At 60.0% G+C, this 15711-nt stretch carries 18 protein-coding genes; 10 read left to right on the plus strand and 8 right to left on the minus strand.

Translation table 11 applies throughout. The features are described from left to right. The first annotated feature begins 19 nt into the window (after positions 1-19). From QO058_RS07845 to QO058_RS07855, 3 genes are all read left to right on the plus strand, one after another. Positions 20-898 (plus strand): NADPH-dependent oxidoreductase, encoded by an 879-nt coding sequence (locus QO058_RS07845; RefSeq protein WP_284171475.1) that lies wholly within the window; start codon positions 20-22, stop codon positions 896-898. A gap of 73 nt (positions 899-971) precedes the next feature. After that, the gene (locus QO058_RS07850; protein ID WP_284171476.1) at positions 972-2096 is read left to right on the plus strand and encodes a RuBisCO large subunit C-terminal-like domain-containing protein; all 1125 of its coding nucleotides are present in this window, start codon (positions 972-974) and stop codon (positions 2094-2096) included. After that, the gene (locus QO058_RS07855) at positions 2089-2556 is read left to right on the plus strand and encodes a cupin domain-containing protein (RefSeq protein WP_284171477.1); all 468 of its coding nucleotides are present in this window, start codon (positions 2089-2091) and stop codon (positions 2554-2556) included. The genes QO058_RS07850 and QO058_RS07855 overlap by 8 nt, the downstream gene beginning before the upstream one ends. Positions 2557-2749: 193 nt before the next feature. On the opposite strand, the gene QO058_RS07860 is transcribed toward QO058_RS07855, so the two are convergent. Both QO058_RS07860 and QO058_RS07865 read right to left on the minus strand, forming a co-directional pair. Beyond that, positions 2750-4297, minus strand: a complete 1548-nt coding sequence (locus QO058_RS07860) for a carboxylesterase/lipase family protein (RefSeq protein ID WP_284171478.1) — start codon at positions 4295-4297, stop codon at positions 2750-2752. Positions 4298-5052: 755 nt separating this feature from the next. Further along, positions 5053-5859 (minus strand): hypothetical protein, encoded by an 807-nt coding sequence (locus tag QO058_RS07865; protein ID WP_284171479.1) that lies wholly within the window; start codon positions 5857-5859, stop codon positions 5053-5055. A 210-nt stretch (positions 5860-6069) separates the two neighbouring features. Here QO058_RS07865 and QO058_RS07870 point away from each other — a divergent pair, with 210 nt between their 5' ends. The 5 genes from QO058_RS07870 to QO058_RS07890 all read left to right on the plus strand — a co-directional run bounded on the left by QO058_RS07870 (position 6070) and on the right by QO058_RS07890 (position 8244). Continuing rightward, on the plus strand, positions 6070-6261 hold the full coding sequence (locus QO058_RS07870; RefSeq protein ID WP_284171480.1) for a hypothetical protein: 192 nt from the start codon (positions 6070-6072) through the stop codon (positions 6259-6261). Next, positions 6261-6761, plus strand: coding sequence for a hypothetical protein (locus QO058_RS07875; protein WP_284171481.1), 501 nt, complete (start codon positions 6261-6263; stop codon positions 6759-6761). Before QO058_RS07870 ends, QO058_RS07875 begins: the two co-directional genes overlap by 1 nt. Before the next feature lie 125 nt (positions 6762-6886). After that, positions 6887-7135 carry a hypothetical protein gene (locus QO058_RS07880; RefSeq protein WP_284171482.1) on the plus strand — a complete coding sequence of 83 codons (249 nt, stop codon included), beginning with the start codon at positions 6887-6889 and terminating at the stop codon, positions 7133-7135. Positions 7136-7150: 15 nt separating this feature from the next. Next, on the plus strand, positions 7151-7501 hold the full coding sequence (locus QO058_RS07885) for a hypothetical protein (RefSeq protein WP_284171483.1): 351 nt from the start codon (positions 7151-7153) through the stop codon (positions 7499-7501). Between the two features lie 236 nt (positions 7502-7737). Continuing rightward, entirely contained in the window at positions 7738-8244 is a 507-nt protein-coding gene (locus QO058_RS07890; RefSeq protein ID WP_284171484.1) for a hypothetical protein, read from the plus strand. A 774-nt stretch (positions 8245-9018) separates the two neighbouring features. Here QO058_RS07890 and QO058_RS07895 read toward each other — a convergent pair. The 4 genes from QO058_RS07895 to QO058_RS07910 form a co-directional block, all read right to left on the minus strand. Next, positions 9019-9747, minus strand: coding sequence for an SOS response-associated peptidase (locus QO058_RS07895; RefSeq protein WP_284171485.1), 729 nt, complete (start codon positions 9745-9747; stop codon positions 9019-9021). Between the two features lie 26 nt (positions 9748-9773). Then, complete coding sequence (locus QO058_RS07900; protein WP_284171486.1) at positions 9774-10019, minus strand: hypothetical protein; 246 nt, start codon at positions 10017-10019, stop codon at positions 9774-9776. Next, a complete protein-coding gene (locus QO058_RS07905; protein WP_284171487.1) occupies positions 10019-10249 on the minus strand; it encodes a hypothetical protein in 231 nt (76 codons plus the stop codon). The genes QO058_RS07900 and QO058_RS07905 overlap by 1 nt, the downstream gene beginning before the upstream one ends. Before the next feature lie 120 nt (positions 10250-10369). Next, positions 10370-11218, minus strand: a complete 849-nt coding sequence (locus tag QO058_RS07910; RefSeq protein ID WP_284171488.1) for a hypothetical protein — start codon at positions 11216-11218, stop codon at positions 10370-10372. A gap of 239 nt (positions 11219-11457) precedes the next feature. Between QO058_RS07910 and QO058_RS07915 the strand changes: the two genes are divergently transcribed. After that, the gene (locus QO058_RS07915; RefSeq protein ID WP_284171489.1) at positions 11458-12000 is read left to right on the plus strand and encodes a recombinase family protein; all 543 of its coding nucleotides are present in this window, start codon (positions 11458-11460) and stop codon (positions 11998-12000) included. Positions 12001-12605: 605 nt separating this feature from the next. Beyond that, positions 12606-12875 carry a helix-turn-helix domain-containing protein gene (locus QO058_RS07920; protein WP_284171490.1) on the plus strand — a complete coding sequence of 90 codons (270 nt, stop codon included), beginning with the start codon at positions 12606-12608 and terminating at the stop codon, positions 12873-12875. Between the two features lie 12 nt (positions 12876-12887). Here QO058_RS07920 and QO058_RS07925 read toward each other — a convergent pair whose 3' ends face one another. Further along, a complete protein-coding gene (locus tag QO058_RS07925) occupies positions 12888-13469 on the minus strand; it encodes a hypothetical protein (RefSeq protein WP_284171491.1) in 582 nt (193 codons plus the stop codon). Next, a complete protein-coding gene (locus QO058_RS07930) occupies positions 13421-15589 on the minus strand; it encodes an HD domain-containing protein (RefSeq protein WP_432212020.1) in 2169 nt (722 codons plus the stop codon). The genes QO058_RS07925 and QO058_RS07930 overlap by 49 nt, the downstream gene beginning before the upstream one ends. Positions 15590-15711: the final 122 nt, after the last annotated feature.

The following is a 15711-nucleotide window of genomic DNA, read 5'->3' on the forward strand; positions in this document are numbered from 1 at the left end:
CCTGAACGGACTTCAGCCCATGACCGCGACCCTGACTGCCGACGCCGCCCCTCCTTCCGCACTCTCCGAGGTCTCCGCCGGAGACGACGCGCAAACGCTGTTGCGGGCGCGCTATCGCGCCGCGGGCCAGCCGGAACCGGCGCACTGGAACGAGGTCATCGGGCAGATCCTGGCGCATCGCTCGGTGCGCTCCTACAAGCCCGACTCGCTGCCCGAAGGCACGATCGAGACGCTGGTCGCGGCCGGGCAATCCGCCGCCAGCTCCTCCAACCTGCAGACCTGGAGCGTGGTTGCGGTCTCCGACGCCGCCCGCAAGGCGCGCCTCGCCGAGGTCACCGGCAATCAGAAGCACATTCTGCAGGCCCCGACTTTGCTGGTCTTCCTCGCCGATCTCAGCCGGCTGGGCGAGCTTGGCGCGGCGCGGGCGCATGCGGTCGATGCCCTCGACTATCTCGAGACCCTGTTCGTCGGCATCATCGACGCGGCGCTCGCCGCGCAGAACGCGGTTCTGGCCGCCGAGAGCCTCGGCCTCGGCACGGTCTATATCGGCGCGCTGCGCAACGATCCCGAGCGGGTCGCCGGGGAGCTCGGACTGCCGCCGAAGGTGTTCCCCGTGTTCGGGCTGTGTGTCGGTTATCCCGCCCCCGAGGTCGTCACTGGCATCAAGCCGCGGCTCTCGCCGGCCCTCGTCCTCCACCGCGAGCAATACGGCGCCGGCTATGCGCCGGAGCCGGTCGCGGCCTATGACGGCGCGATCCAGGACTTCCAAAGCGAGCAGAAGATCCCACAGGTGCCTTGGTCGCGACAGGCGCTCGCCCGCGTTGCCGGTCCGCAATCCCTGAGCGGTCGCGACCGTATCCGCGATGCATTGACCGCGCTCGGCTTCGCGCTGCGCTGAGGTGCGCTCGCCCCCGCAGCGCTATAGTGGTGCGGGACAGGAATGGCGGAGCCCCACCTCGGCGGGATCGACGATGAGCTGGATCGAAGTCACCTATCATCTGCGCGGTGCGCCTGAGGAGGCCGAAGTGCGCGCCAAGGCGATCGCTATCGAGCAGAGCATCGAGATGCCGCCCGAGGCGGTCGACGATCCCTTCGTTCTCGGCGAGATCCTCGGCCGCGTCGTTGGGGTCGAGCCCAGGGGCTGCGGCCTGCACGCGATCCGCATCCTGCTCGCCGCCGCGACAGTGGGCGACGATGCCGGCCAGCTTCTCAACATGCTGTTCGGCAACTCCTCGCTACACGATGATCTGACGCTCGCAGACTTCGCCCTGCCAAAGGAGCTACGCTCCGCGCTCGGCGACGGTCCGCAAATCGGCTTCGACGGTCTGCGCGAACGCGTCGGCGCGGGAGCGCGGGCTCTGACCTGCTCAGCGATCAAACCGCAAGGGCTGCCACCGGCGGACCTGGCGCGCCTGGCGGAAGCCTTCGCGCTCGGTGGCATCGACTACGTCAAGGACGATCACGGGCTGGCAACGCAGCGCTACAGTCCGTTCCCGCAGCGCGTCGCGGCCTGCGCCGCCGCGGTGCGCCGCGCCTCCGCGCAGACGGGTCATCCGACCCGCTATGTGCCGAGCCTCTCCGGCAGCCTCGACGCCGTGCGCGCGCAGTTGCGCATCGTCAAAGAGGAAGGGCTCGACACGGCGATGGTCGCGCCGGCGATCCTCGGCCTCGCCAACGTTCAGGCGTTGAAGCGCGACTATCCGCAGGTTGCGTTCTTCGCCCATCCGAGCCCGGCGGGCGCCGCCCGGATTGACCCCGCCTGCCTGACCAAGCTCTGGCGGCTCACCGGCGTCGATGCGGTGATCTTCCCCAATCATGGCGGCCGCTTCGGCTACTCCACGGATACCTGCCGGCGCATTGCCGAGGCCGCGCTCGCACCCGAGCCGGGGCTTGCCACGAGCGCTCCGGTTCCGGCCGGCGGCATGAGCGTCGCGCGCGTCCCGGAGATACTCGACTTCTACGGCCGCGACGTCATGCTGCTGATCGGTGGCAACCTGCTGGCCGAAGGCGCCAGGCTGCGCGAGGCCACGGCCGAGTTCGTCGCGCAGGTCCACCAGCACTCGCAAGCACAAGTCCGGGCAGAATCCCATGTCTGACGCCATCAAGAACGAGGCACCTAACCTGCGTCGTCACGAAGACGGTTTCGCCTGGCAGGGTGTGCAACGCCTCGCCTACAAGCAGGACGGAGATGCGCCGTTCCACGACGTCTCCCGCCAGACCCTGTTCTCGCGGCCTGACCTCGCCGGCGAGCTGCGTTACTTCGAGGTCGGTCCCGGCGGCCATACCACGCTGGAGCGCCACGGCCATGTCCATGGTGTCGTCATCGTACGCGGCCGTGGACGCTGCCTCGTCGGCTCTGACGTGAGCGAGATCGGCCCACTCGACCTTGTCACCATCCCCGGCTGGACCTGGCATCAGTTCAAGGCCGCGCCCGACGAGCCGCTCGGCTTTCTATGCCTGGTCGACGCCACCCGGGACCGCCCTGCCTTGCCGACGCCGGAGGAGCTGGCGACCTTGCGAGCCTCCCCGGAGATCGCCGCCTTCCTCGACGGCTGAGCGCAGGAAGAAAAGGCCCCGATCGGCGATCTGGAGGGCAGCCTTAGATGATCAGGCTCGAGGGCATGACCAGCATCTCGATCGTCTGGTTCTAGAGCATTTTCGAGCGAAGTGGGCACCGGATCGCGTAAAGAAAATGCGATAAAACAAAGAGATAGAGAATTTCAGCGATTCGAAGAAATGCGGAAATACTCTAGCGCTCCCAGACTTCGCAGGAATGGCGCTTCACGAAGGCCGCATCCGCTTCGGCCCTGTCGCCCTCGGGATGCAGGATCATCGTCTCCACCTTTGGCCAATCGGCGGACGGCACGCTGCTCCTGGAGAAGCTCGCGACATAGCCCAGCATCCGGTCCGACAGAGTCTTCTGCGCCGGCGTCCAGGCAGGGGCGTCCGCCTGCTGCTCGTTCGGATAACCGCGCTGGAAAACGTATGGGATATCCGAATTATGGAACGGCCCATCGACAGGTTCGTCGACATGGAAGATCGTCGTCGGTGCCTTCGGATCGGCGAACTCATAGGAAAAGACCGGAATCGCGCTCGAGACGACCTTGATCCATTGCCGGACGTCGCAGCCCCAGCGATCGCTGGTCAGCGCAATGTCCGTGCGGGTCGGGGAGCCATAGGTCGCGACATTGTAGATCTCGGCGATCCGCGCGCCGTTCGGCCGTGACGCAATCGTCTTCGCCAGGGCGTCGGCACTGAGAGGCGGCTGGCCGCTGGCCCGGCGGGCTTGCAGGAAGAAGCCCTGCTCTTCGCTCGCAAAGCCGACCAGCACCGGCACCTTGTGGAACTCGCCGCGACCAAACAGCTTCATCGGAGTGTCGGGAATGGTCTGCTTGTCGACGACCATCTGCCAGCCGGCCGCCCGCGTCGCCGCGCCGCCGCCCGCCTCGAAGACCTCCTCAGTGGATTTCCCACGCATGCAGGCGAGCACGTCCGCGGCGGAACTGCATCCGGCCTTCTCGACCATCCGCGCCGTCGGGCCCTTCTGGCGCTCCTCCTCCGCTGAAAGAGCGGCATGAAGCGGCCCGACCGGCAGGCTCATCGCGATAGCCCGGTGGAAGAGCCCGGCACTCTCCGGCGAGACCATGTGCGCGGCCACGGAATAGGCGCCCGCCGACTGCCCGATGATGGTGACATGGTCGGGATCGCCGCCGAACGCCCTTGCGTTCGCCTTGACCCAGCGCAAGGCCGCCTGCTGATCCATCAGCCAGAAATTGCTGCCCGATTGCGCGAAGGATGCCAGGCCGAAGGCGCCGAGGCGGTAGTTCACGCCGATCACGACATGGTCCGCCTTCTCGGCGAAGACCGAGCCGTCAATGTCCTGCGAAGCGCCTGCCACCGAGGCTCCGCCATGGAACCAGACGAGCACGGGACGAGGTGACGTGGCAGGCGCCGCCGGCCGGTAAACGTTGAGATAGAGGCAATCCTCATCCCGATAGAGCTGGATCGGCTTCACCCAGCCATTCTGGACGCATTTGCTTGCAAAGGCGGTCGCAGGGCGGGTGCCCGGCCATGACTTCACCGGCGCCGGCTTCGCCCAGCGGAGCTCCCCGACGGGAGGCGCTGCGAAGGGCACGCCGAGGAACTGCTCGACACCTCCCTTGGCGACGCCTTCCAGCATGCCGCCATCGACGGAGATCGTCGGCGCCGCCTGTGCCGCCGAAAGACCAAGGCTTAGGCCGCAGGCCGCGGCCATCAGGAGCGTCTTCGCTGTCCTGCCGAGGATGTCGCGCTCCATGGTGTCGCCCCTTGTTCTCGCGCCCTCCATTGCAGCGCGGCGCCTGACGGGACAAAGCTTTGCCGGGCCGACAACATGCCGCAATCCCGATAAACGCTATGTATTCATAAGGCAGGGCTATCAATGCCGAGGCTCGGCACATCCGGCAGCGACTGGAAGAACGGCGAGCGCCCGCCGCAGCATCGATGCCGCGGATTCTGCCAGCCCTGCTGACGAGCTGGCGTTCAGAATATGGTAGGGGCGTCGATCAGGAAGCGGCCGGGTCAGCCGCACGCCTTGTTAGACAAGGGTTTCCAGAAAAATTAGCTACTTGGGGAAACCTTGGCGCTCCCATGGGGAAGGGGCGTTTCGCCACGAAACTATCGAAAAATACGGCCCTGAGAGCAGGTCGTCATGGGGGCATGCATGCCAAAATGTATGACAAAAGTCACGCGATCTCTTTGGCGATGGACGAACCTCGAAGCGCCCGTAATGGGGCGGCCTCTCGGAAATCCTTGTGTCTGTAGAGACACAGATCGCGGGTCTGTAGAGACACTGCGGCTGTGTCTAGGGAGACCCCCTCAATATCTAAAAGACCAAGACCTAAAGAACCAAGTCACCTAGCCCGGCTATCGCCGAGCTGTCTGATTGGCTTTATTGGAAAATCCGATCTCGGAGCCCAAACCGTTTTCCGTCGCGGTTCCAAAATCCGACCCGGACCAGACCGAAAATCTCGACTCCGGAAAAATCCGATCCAGCCCGACCGGAAATCTGACCTACCCTTCGGCAGCCCTGACCAAGCTACGGACCCGTTTGCGCACTTGCGGCTTTGATCCGTCACCTTGATCGTTGGCCGCGACCACCGCGCGATGGGCATCCGACGGAGCAGTAGGGCGCCTTGGTTCATTGTCTAGCTCATCCATTAGGCGGCGTGTGCGGCTTCTCAGAACGTTCGCGAAGGATTTCCACTCATCCTGTTCACGCGACTGGTTTGCCCCGATGTACGCGAACCGTGCCGCCCTTATGAGGGTGTTCCACAGGACCATCAGGTTCATAGGTGTGTAGATGTGCGCCATCCCGTGCACGGGATGCTTGTCGCTCTCAAAGCGGCTAATGGCCTTTTTCCTTAGGAGCGCTTTGATAGTTCTACCTAAATTGCCGTGATCTGGGATGCCTACCGGTGGAAATATCGGATAGTCATTATCTCCAATCTTCAACGATCCGTCGTCATTGCACAGCCCATCTCGAAAGTGGCGCTCTGGAATTTTCTCGAACAGCTTTCCAAAATCCAATGTTCGCGACTTGATCGCCCAATATACCTTGAGCTCATACTTACTTAGGTCACGGATCGCCTCAGGCATCTTGGCTTCCCAGCGGTCTTTCACCGCCCGGAAGCCGATCTTAAATGCGTCCTGCAACTCGCGATGATCGCCGATAAATTCGTCCATCTGCGGGAACTCAACTCCGCCACGAGGATGTAGCGAGTTCAAGAACTCGACATCCGGGCGCGTGACCCAAGGCGCCTTGCGGACAGGATCGGCCGGCGCCGCAGCGGCGCCTGCTCCCTTACCTACCCCGTTCATCGTGGCACCTCCATACTCCAGCTCCAACGTGGTATCAGACCACGAAATATAAGCAACTGACAGTTTTCGTTCGCTGCGAGTGCCTACATCTCTAGAGTGATACACTGTCTTCGTACGGTGCAAAGTTTGAAACTGGGTGCAAATTATTTTTGATAAACGCATATTGACTTGGCGTGATTTCATGATCTCTTAGCACGAAGGAGCGACGATATGGAAAAGCCGCACATTACACTTCGCATTGATCCCGGATCGCTCAACGCGGTCGACCGGATGGTCTTCACCCGTCGCATTCAGAACGCGCCGGGCCGGGCAGCTACGCGCGCTGCCGTCATCAATGACCTCATCAAGCGCGGACTGGCACAGACCAGCACCGCCTCCGAACAGAAAAAGGACCAGAACTGATGATCCCGTACGGCGATGTCCGGAAAAGCGCCCCGGTCTCCGACACCCAACATACTCGCGATGAGCGCCGCCGCGCCGCAGCAGCAGCTACTGCCTTCGGCAACCGGAACCACAGCGGCCCGCTCATGGATTTCAGCGCCAAGACTGCCCCGGCAGCCCCATCGTCGGGGATGGGCGTCAGCTTCGCAGATGCGTATGCGCCGTCGTGGAAGGCCGAACAGGCCGAAAAGGATGCCCGCGCCGCTCGGCTCGACGCTCTCCCGCAGGTTGTCCAGAAGCTCGCGACCGAGGCCGGGGTCACGGACCTGCCCATGCTAGAGGCCGTTGCGATCATCCACCGGGCATCCAAGGCGATGAACGGGCCGGCACAGGTCTTCGAAAGCGACATCGGCCGCAGCCTCGGGATCACGACGCAGCGCGCCGAGGAATTGACGCGCAAGGCCGCCCAGCTCGGGTTCATTGAGCCCCTCGCCAACAGCTACTGGCGCTGCAAACTCTGACCAGATCGGCGCGCGGTCTCATCCTCCCCGCGCCGTAGCCCGGCCTGACGATCCGGGCGCCCCAGAGGGAGATCGGTGCGAGCCGGTCTCCCTCTTTTCACCTCCACCCCGAACAGGATCACGCCATGCCTGTTGCCGACGCCTTGCTGATTGTTCTCGCTACCTTCATCTACATCGAAGGGGGCCGCGCCCATTGGACCCTGATTGAGCGCCACGACGCCGCTGTCCATCCCGATTTGGCCGAGAGCAGCACGTTCCGTGCCGACCTCGCCGCTCGCCGCATCGACGCGCATTTCACCCGCTGGTGCTTCATCCTGTTCTGGCCCGTTTGGCTGGCGCTCGGTTGGCTGAACGCGCTGCGCGAGAGCCTTTGAGAAAGGAACTGAGCAATGCCAATCTTCGATCCTGACCCGACAGCGTTTGTGCGCAAGCTCCGCGATGTTCTCGACCTGCTTGCCGGAAAACTCCGCGAGGACGGTGCATGCGTCGAGTTCACAGAACTATGCACCCGCACAAGTGGAACCCTTGCAATGACGGTTGCTATGCCCTGCTCGACCACCAAGGCACTGGCCACGTCAACCGCATTGAAGAATTATGCTCGCGTTAGCCGAGGCGAAATGCAGGACACCCCATTGGCCGCCGACAGCTCGGGCGTCCATGATGTCGAATACCGCGCCGCCTTGGTTTACACCGTGATGAAGCCGCCTCGCCCCCGGAAGCGTGCTCGCGCCGTTGCCTGACCATGTGCATCATCTGCCGCCACCCTAACCGGATAGCCATAGAGGCTTCCCTGCAAGCGGGGCGGTCTCTTCGTGCTGTGGCCGCCGACTATCCCAATCTCAACCGGAACTCTTTGCATCGCCACCGTAAGGAGCACATGGTTAGCGCTCCAGCCGGTGAGACCGTTGCACCCGGTTGCAACGCCGTGCCCCAAAATACTTCGGCTACCCCGACCGTCCGGCGCCGCACGCGCCCCGTGGACGAAGCCCAACAACTCGACATCGCCTTGCGCATGAAGGCTCGTGGCTGCACCCGTTCCGACATCGCCCGCGCCATCGGCGTCCACCCGAGCACCGTTGGTGAGATCATCCGCCGCGCCACCGACAACGCCGTGGAACGCGTTCGATCAGAGACTGTAGAAGAGCTGGTCGCTCAGCACAGGGCCGAACGGGACGCTCGCGCCCGCGCCCTCGCCCGTCTGCAAGCGCAGGCAGAGGTTCGCGGCGATGTACGCACCCAGCTAGACGTTCTGCGGCATCAGCTCGCCGAAGATAAAGAGAGCCGGGAATGGATGCGCGAGCTGGGAGCTTTCGACCACTTCCGCATACATACCCTCGCCGAACGCCAGCAGCGCGACGGCAACTCGACGGATGATCTGATCGGGATGTTCCGGGAGCTAGTGACCTCATGCCTCTCGCTCGATGATGGCACCGACCTCAAGGAGCTGCCCCACGCCCCGACAGGGACAACGCACGAGGAGTGACAACCGCGACCTCTGTCACGCTGCGCTGTCAGCGGCAGGGTGCCTCGATGCTGCCGGTGTCCAGGCTCGCCGCTTGGTCCTTTCCCAGATCAGCGACAACGAATGCGGGACGCTCATTGTCTGCGCACCGTGACAGCCCCCTCGCCGCTCATGGGCAAGGCGGAACGGTGCACGCTCTCCAAAGGTTCTTAGGGCAGGAACCCAAAGGGAGCGAACCAATGCCCGAAAGCCCTCCCTCGCCTAAGAAGGCCGGAAAGGCTGCCCTGTTGGCAGTCGCCATAATCGGGGCGATGGTCGTAGCCATCTTCGTTGGCTTCAATCTCTATCACGCGGACACCCTGCGCGAGCGGCAGACGGGTCAGGTTGACCAGAGAGACGCACCGAAGAGCCCTACGGACCTTCAAGTCGCTCCGGTTCCGGTGCAGCGTTGAGAAGCCAGAGGCGCCTGCCGGAACCACTAACGGCAAGCGGGCGTGAGCCAATTCTGGTTGACAACGACGGTGAATGGTCAGCCGAGGCAGAGCTGCGCGTCGAGGCGGATGGCACGATCACACTGGCTCTGCTGCGCGAATGGCGAGACGAACTCGAGTTCGAGCCTGACGACTTCTCAGAGCAGGCCGGAAGCCCAGAGGCCTATCGCCAATAGGACAGCCGTGGCTGCCACGGGGATCGCTGCGTCCGCATAGCGATACAGTTCCCGCCGCCAGCTCGGCCACTTTGCCCGCCGTTCGCGTTCCTTGCGGTTCTCGACGCCAATCTGCTCCCAGTGACCCATTAGAACAGGCTACCTTGGGGCGGAGGCTCTGCCGGCGGTGGTGAGACCTCGGGCTCAACCTGCGCGGCGGTTGTTGCCGGATCGTCATCTCCGAAGCCGGTCTTATTCATCCGGCGGCTGACGATCCACTCGCGCAATTCTGGAGGGGGCCTCATCAAGATTTCTTTGCCCGCTGTACCGTCCAGCCAAGCATCGAAGTCGTCCGGGTGGAGCATCGCCGGCATGCGGTTGTGAATGCTCTCCATAAATCGGTCAGCGTCACGGGTGATGATGCTAGCGCTGATTATCTCCTCACCGTTCTCGTCACGCCAACGCTCCCAGATGCCGGCGAACGCGAGGATCGTGCCGTCTTTCGCGCTGATGTAGTGGGGCGTCTTGTCGCCATTCGCCTCGGTGGTCCACTCGTAGAAGCCGCTTGCCGGGATGATGCAGCGGTTCTTGACGTAGGCGCGCTTGAAAAGGCCGTTGGTGTCGACGGCCTCGATGCGCGAGTTGATGTGCGGCTTGATCTGCTTCGCCGTGCCCTTGTGCCACGGCGGGATCAGCCCCCAGCGCACCTTCCAGATTTCGCGGCCAGCTGGTGTCTTCACGATGATATCGATCAGCGTGGTAGGGCCGATATTGTAGCGCGCCTGCTGGTTGCGCGCCGGCTCGGCCGGAACCGTCAGCGGCTGACTGAAATCGTAAATCTCACCCCATGTGTAGGCTTGGCTAAACCTGCCGCACACGCAATCGCTCCTTACCTATGGGCCTCTTAGAAGTCCTCCAGCCCATTTCTGCCATGGCCCGCCGGGTCACGCCTAGCATCATCAAGCGCGCCATTGAGCTGGCGGTTGGCCAGCTCCAGCGCGCTATTGAGGCCCTCCAGCGCCACGTAGACGGTTGAGCCGAGCGGAATTTCACCGCACCACTTCCGAACCTCCCAGTGGAACGCTCTCACCTTCTCCTGCATCGCCGCTGCGTCGCTCGGATAGAGACTGCGCTTCGACCGCTTGACCATCAGTCGTCCTCTCCAGAGACGGGACGAGCCCCCTGAGAGAACACGCCGCGTAAGAAGCCGCGCGAGACTGAGCGATCAGCGTCGGCGAGCAACACGAGAAAGTCATGCGCCAATGCGCGCAGCGCGGCTTGTTCGGAACCGTGCTCCTCTATCAATTCGGCGATCATCCCCGTGATTTCAGCATCAAGGGACGCGTCCTCGACCCGCTGGTCGGCTGGCTGCGCTGACATGGTTCTCGTCCTCGAAAATGAGAACATAATAAGAACATTTGAGCCGAGAATGAGTCAAGCCGACCCAGCGTTGCACTGCGGCCCATGGCGCTCGCGGATATGCGTGCTCAGAAATCGCGGTCAGTGGCCCAGGATTGTTGCGATCCGGGCTTGCAAAGCCTGCCTCAAGGCGACGCGGCCCTCATTATTGTTGAGGTAGCGAATATGGCGAAGATGCCGAAGGTCGAACGGAACGTCATGTTCGCTCTGTGTGATAATTATTACTTCACGGCCGAGAGTATGTGCGATCCCAGCCTCATAGAAGACGTTCGGGTTCCTACCCGTAAGGTCGCACACAACGATGCGCGCCCGATCAATCAAGCTTACTACGTCTTGGATTATGCCTGGGGCCTCCCATATCTCGTCTGCGCGTCGTGTGAGGAGGTTGCAGGCAACTCCTGCCTCTTGAATGGCGGCGTAGACCGACGCGAAACCAGCATCGAATGGCATCATCACCGACATCAACTGCGCTTCAATCCTCTCATGCTCCGGAATGTTGAACACCGAGGGCCGCTGCCGGCGAGGGTTCACGCTTCGGAAGAGGATACGGTACAGATCGATGTCCTTTACCGCCCAATGATTGCGGTGCCAGTCGAAGTTATGCCTATCCCGGTCCATGTCGAGCCGACCCTTCTGCGCGTGAAGGGTTGAATTTTGCATTGGGGGAACATCAGGATCGAGCGTGTACTCGAACCGCACTTCTCCGTTCGTAATTCGCGCCGAAGTTACGGTTCCCACACGGCAAATTTCGTCGCCGATACCTTCTGGAATGAAGAGGCAAGGCAGGCGCATAAGGCGATCTAACGCAGGAAAATTGCCATCCTGAAACTGCGCAGCGACCCCTTCATCGGTGTGTTCGAACATCCGACGAAGGTCCATTGATGCCGTCTGATCGTTCCAATCATAATGGCGCATAATTACATTGAACATCTAAGCAGCCCCGCGAGGTTTTTGGCCCTCGAAGCGGCAGCTTATCACTACCTGCAACCGCCACGCGAATGCCTCGGTCCACCGAGCAGGCCTACCGGCCCGGTTTGTCCAAGAAGGGTATACCCCTGCGAGGCAATGGGCTGAGACAGAAATTCTGTCTCAATAGGGTTTACATTCAAATTGCGAGACGATACAAGAAAAGGGTCTAGAGCCTATCGAGATAATTGGGGGCGGAGATCATGGCGACTTACGGTTATGCTCGGGTCAGCACCACAGATCAGGACTTGGCCATTCAGGAAACTGCCCTCCGCGCCGCCGGCTGCGAGATCGTTCGTTCGGAGAAGCGCTCGGGCACGAGCACCGAAGGCCGCACTGAGCTCCGGACGCTGATCGACTTCGCCCGGAAGGGCGATGCCATCGTGGTCACCCGTATTGATCGTCTTGCTCGGTCCATCGCCGACCTCGCTGGCATCGTCCGCACGCTGGAGACTAAAGGCGTCTCCCTCCGGGCGACGGAACAGCCTATCGATACCGGCACCGCTGCCGGCCGCGCTTTCCTCCAGATGCTCGGCGTCTTCGCCGAGTTTGAGACGGCCATCCGCAAGGAGCGCCAGATGGAAGGTATAGCCAAGGCGAAGGCCGAAGGTGTCTACAAGGGCCGGAAGCCCTCCATCGACACAGCGCAAGTTCGCGCACTTGATGCCGAAGGTATCGGCGCCACCGAGATTGCCCGGCGCCTTGGGATTGGCCGCGCATCCGTCTACCGCGCACTTGAGGCGTAACCGAAAGCGCTGGCGTACGCTCGCGTTTCGCGAAAGAGGCACAAGACAACGGGGCGACAAGCATTGCTTCGGCTGTTATAGCGTGCACCCAGTTGCAACGCCCTAACCGATGCATGTGAGCAGAAATATACTCCGGATCGAAGCCTATCGCGCCACCTGCTTAGCGAGGCTTCGCAGAAAGGCCAGCGTCTCGACGCAAGTCGAGTACTTCCTGCCCATATTTATCCAGAGTGTTGTGTAATCATTCTCCCGTTTGTAGGCGAGGTCATTTAGGCTGCTATCCTTGCCGTCATAGCCAAGCACCACAGCTATTTGGGAAAGCGCTTTCACCTCCGGTTCTGTGACGCGGTCGGTCTCGCCCGAGCAGTACGACTTATAGGCTCTATATTTGCCGACAAGGTCGGCCGCTAGGATCGGGTTTTCTGCGCGCGCGGGCAGAGAAAAACGGCCGAAAGCGCAACAGCTGAGAGAGCAATACGGATCATTGGATGGCCCCCGGAGCGCCGCAAGGTTGGATGGATGGCGCTCCGCAGTCATAGCAGGAACCTACAAATGTTGGAAATACTCCGTGGTGAAATACTCATCATCAGAGCCCTCTCGAACCCATGGGCATTCGAGATGTCTTCGCCGTCAACCTAAAGCGCTACCGGCGCGCCGTGGGGCTTTCTCAAGAGGAACTGGCGCACCGGGCCGACATTGACAGGACCTACGTAAGCGCGCTGGAGCGCGGCCGATACGCAGCGAGTATCGACGTTGTCGATAGGCTCGCTGCTGTACTGGGCACGGAAGCCGCGGAATTGTTGCGCCACATTGGGCAGCCCGCGAACGGCGATGCTCACCGAGTTCCGGGGCTGCCCGGCAAGCCAAAGCGGTAAGTCAAAATCCCCTTAATTTAATTCGGAACGTTCTATGTTTAGAACCCACCGCAATCCGCCGCCGAGCTTGTAGTCGGGCGAGAGAAGCTCCAATCTTGAGAATGAGAACCGCGGGGAGCGCCCCCAGTTCTCCTCCAATACTTTTAGAGCGAAGCCGAGAGGCGCGTAGGGGCGTGACACAAGCCGATCGATCTCCGGCTTGTCCATCACAATAACGTTTGAGTGCTCCGTCTCAGCTGCATGCAATTTATCCAACACATCTGAGACATCATCGATTTCGAGGAGCGCCACATTCTCAATGGGTCGCTCAAAAAACAAGGTCGATGGAGCCTGGTTAATACCGGTGACGTTAAAATTATGAGCGTAACTACGTTTGGCAGGAATAATTATTCGAGACGAACTCAGCGCAACATCTCGAAATTCGTTAAATGTCGCGAAACGTCCACCAATAAAACAGAACGGCAGTGGTCCTGGATCGCCACCGATAGATAGAATTCTAGCAGCAGCTCTTAGCAAATTATACTTCGAAAATCCCCTTTGGTCGATCAGCAACGCCTGCTCTGTAGCCCAGGCTTTGAGGACTGCCGCCGGCACATTGTGTTCCGCTGTCCGCCGGCTGATATCTTCTGTTTCTCCACTGAGAACGCCCAAAATAGGGGGCGATCCCCCAGTGTCCGCCGATAAGTCCCAGGTGAGCAAAATCCCCCAACCGATATATAGCAACCGTTCAAGCGCCCATCTCGCTCACCATGAAGCATATCTAATGCACCTCGGCCAAAATGTCGGCCTTCGGCGTCAGTTAAATTTCTAACCTGAGGCGCGTGAGCATAGATCACCTCGCCAACATCACTCTTTTCACTCCTAGAAAGCAATTCACCCAAAAATATATCTGGAGAGGTACTGCCCCATTCGGCTTTGTGCAAAAATCCCACTGTTGATGATGCCGTATCATCCTCAAACTCTACTCTTACGTCGAGTGGTGATACCAAATGGCGGACGCCTTTTGACAGCGTGTTACTCAAGTCCCAATATTCTCTAACCGATGCGCCGGGGTATACATCATCTGCCACATGGATTTCTCTGAGATTTTCTTTAATCGCCACACTAACCCTCGTAGAAAAACTCTTGAGATTTTCGGAGGAGTCGGCAGCCCGCAAAATAGGCCTAGCGTCAAGAGACGAAAATTCGAGTACTTTCGTCTCAGATCGTGCAGCATCGAAACGTCGCGAAACCACTTTCACATGGTCTCCTAGCAAGAATATAGAGAAAAAACCAATTCCGAACTTTCCAATAGGGTTCATGCCCTTGGAAAGAAGCCCGGGAAACTCTTGCTGCACGGCAGCGGAGGACCAGAAAGATTGCCCAAAATCCAGAAGGGGCCCAGTTAGCACCCGCTCGGACATCCCGACCCCATCGTCTTCAATATGAAGCCACTTTTGCCCGCCCTGCCCTAGATCAATCGATATTTTTATTTGACCGAGGTCTGGGTCTTGCTCGTGGACACGGCGCGCGCGGATCGCATCAACAGAATTTTGAAGGAGCTCTCTTATTGGGGCGAGCGGTCCCGAGCCGTAAAGGTTTTTTCCGCCCAGCGTTTTAGCCAACTCGGCCGGCGCGCTCACGCGAATTTCAGCATCCACGGGTTTCCAGCCTTGGGGCCTTATCCTCTTGGCCATTATCCGAGGGCTATCAGCTCCATGTACACGCTTTACCAAAAATGGAGGCGACCCCATCTCGACCAATATAGCGTTTGACCCCGATACTTCTTTATTTAAAATTCGTAATGCATCGTAACAAAGCCACCATGCACCGGCCTCTTCTACTGGAAAATCTGTACCGCTTGAGAAAAATAATTCCTCGCCAACGACGGTTGGGGCATTTAACCTATTTTGAAATGCCCAGTGATCAAACGATAGACCGGTTGGCTTCGAAAGCGCAAAATCAAAAGACGGGGCTCTTCTTCTATCGATATGAGCAGCATCGGCGCACCGCAATATAAGCGCTATCTTAACCTCATCGATTGGCCAGTTTCCGTCTATTTCTGGAGCCGCACCAACAGCATGATTTAAATTATCGAGGAGCTTTTCAAAACTCCAATGATGACTGTGCGCAATGCGACCAATGCTGCGGGAGTACGCCGCCCGAAGCGCTTCATCATCCAACAACCGCTGAGGTGCGCCGGTTTTGCCATTTTGCCAATTTATATCTAACAGACGCTCGGCATTTTCAGCATGAAGCGCTCTAAGGGCAGTAAAATTCACCTGCCTCTTAATATTATCTGGCAAATCTGAAATAGTTACTCCATTTGCTTGCTCCAATTTCTTTTTGATAAAAGCTTCGGCATCTTGCCACTCAGCCGTTTTCGAAAGTTCATCCAGACCGCCGGGAAAGGCGGCAATAGTCATTCCCGCATCATGAAGCAACGCCGAACAGCCAAAAACAAATGCTTCCGCCGGATTTAAATTGTAATCGCTTCCGACAATCAGATCGGCCATCTCCCAGAGACTGTCGAGATGGCTTACATTGTGCACAGTGAGCCCTGGACAGTCCGCGGCGATCTTTTCGACTAACTGCGCTGCCTTATCTCGAAGGCTTAGAAAGCCTGAACGTAACCTGTCATGTCCGTGACGGTCGGCGAACTCGGCTTCCTGCGAGAGCGTCCTTTTCCAAAGACCCGTGCGTTCAAACCCCACAATTCCCCCAATGCAGCCCACGTTTTACTACTCATACGAGTGGAAGCATTTCGAGGCAATCAGCTGATTTTCTTAGACTTTGCTCAAGCTCCTGCTTGATCGGCGGCCCGGAGGCACGCTGCGGTATAGCGAAGCCCAACCGG

It is taken from the genome of Bosea vestrisii, assembly GCF_030144325.1.
GTDB lineage: Bacteria > Pseudomonadota > Alphaproteobacteria > Rhizobiales > Beijerinckiaceae > Allobosea > Allobosea vestrisii_A.

Bases quoted from the DNA above. Each gene is read 5' to 3' on its own strand.
- QO058_RS07845 (WP_284171475.1), top strand. From the start codon at position 20: ATGACCGCGACCCTGACTGCCGACGCCGCCCCTCCTTCCGCACTCTCC.
- QO058_RS07850 (WP_284171476.1), top strand. From the start codon at position 972: ATGAGCTGGATCGAAGTCACCTATCATCTGCGCGGTGCGCCTGAGGAG.
- QO058_RS07855 (WP_284171477.1), top strand. From the start codon at position 2,089: ATGTCTGACGCCATCAAGAACGAGGCACCTAACCTGCGTCGTCACGAA.
- QO058_RS07860 (WP_284171478.1), bottom strand. From the start codon at position 4,297: ATGGAGCGCGACATCCTCGGCAGGACAGCGAAGACGCTCCTGATGGCC.
- QO058_RS07865 (WP_284171479.1), bottom strand. From the start codon at position 5,859: ATGAACGGGGTAGGTAAGGGAGCAGGCGCCGCTGCGGCGCCGGCCGAT.
- QO058_RS07870 (WP_284171480.1), top strand. From the start codon at position 6,070: ATGGAAAAGCCGCACATTACACTTCGCATTGATCCCGGATCGCTCAAC.
- QO058_RS07875 (WP_284171481.1), top strand. From the start codon at position 6,261: ATGATCCCGTACGGCGATGTCCGGAAAAGCGCCCCGGTCTCCGACACC.
- QO058_RS07880 (WP_284171482.1), top strand. From the start codon at position 6,887: ATGCCTGTTGCCGACGCCTTGCTGATTGTTCTCGCTACCTTCATCTAC.
- QO058_RS07885 (WP_284171483.1), top strand. From the start codon at position 7,151: ATGCCAATCTTCGATCCTGACCCGACAGCGTTTGTGCGCAAGCTCCGC.
- QO058_RS07900 (WP_284171486.1), bottom strand. From the start codon at position 10,019: ATGGTCAAGCGGTCGAAGCGCAGTCTCTATCCGAGCGACGCAGCGGCG.
- QO058_RS07905 (WP_284171487.1), bottom strand. From the start codon at position 10,249: ATGTCAGCGCAGCCAGCCGACCAGCGGGTCGAGGACGCGTCCCTTGAT.
- QO058_RS07910 (WP_284171488.1), bottom strand. From the start codon at position 11,218: ATGTTCAATGTAATTATGCGCCATTATGATTGGAACGATCAGACGGCA.
- QO058_RS07915 (WP_284171489.1), top strand. From the start codon at position 11,458: ATGGCGACTTACGGTTATGCTCGGGTCAGCACCACAGATCAGGACTTG.
- QO058_RS07920 (WP_284171490.1), top strand. From the start codon at position 12,606: ATGGGCATTCGAGATGTCTTCGCCGTCAACCTAAAGCGCTACCGGCGC.